The sequence below is a fragment of the Bradyrhizobium sp. AS23.2 genome, assembly GCF_001908185.1.
Taxonomy (GTDB): Bacteria; Pseudomonadota; Alphaproteobacteria; order Rhizobiales; family Xanthobacteraceae; genus Bradyrhizobium.
Genome location: NZ_LGHM01000405.1, coordinates 1 through 654, shown reverse-complemented (window position 1 = coordinate 654; position 654 = coordinate 1). Strand labels below are relative to the sequence as shown.

1 protein-coding gene is annotated in these 654 nt (G+C 57.2%); it reads left to right on the top strand.

Features of this window, described 5'->3' with window-relative positions; all coding sequences use genetic code 11:
• Nucleotides 1-349 precede the first annotated feature (349 nt).
• On the top strand, nucleotides 350-654 hold a 305-nt coding region (locus AC630_RS42550; RefSeq protein WP_143198795.1), incomplete at its 3' end, for a nuclear transport factor 2 family protein.

Genomic DNA, 654 nt, shown 5'->3' with positions numbered 1-654 from the left:
ACCGAGCTGCGGCAGCCGCAACCTTCCGCTTCTGACCCTGGCTGTGTAAAAACGCGAACTCCGGCGGATGGCGGAGCATCTACTTCTCAGATCACGCGGCACCGAAGCTCTGTATCCTCTTCGCAGTCTCAGAAGCGGTGTTTGAAGGAATTCTTTTCTCCGAAATTTGAGCGCCGTTGCGTTTTCACACAGCCAAGACCCAAAGCCGCCTGGGGCAGATCTGCCTTCTGGGGGGCATGGAAGAAAACTTGGCGACCGGCCATACGTTCCTCGGGGGGCAGCCTCTTCATCTTGCATTCATCGAGCAACTGTAAGCCTGCACACGATGAACGGCATGCAGGTGAGGAATATGTCCTTTGACCCGATGGCCGTTGCGATCGATTGGCTAGATGCTTATCGCTCTGGCGATATCGAAATCATCCTGGCGTTGTACGCCGATGACGCCGTCGTTCACTACGGTTGCCAGCGCGTCACGGTCACCGGCAAAGAAGCGCTCCGCGCCTATTGGGCGGACCGTCTTCGGAAATATCCCGCATCCGATCTGGACAACCTGCAGCCGTCACAGGACGGAACAGTGATCTCGTATGTCACGGCAAGCGGCATGATCAGTGCCGCGCTGACCTTCAACACCGACGGTCAGATTGCAGCCAAGAC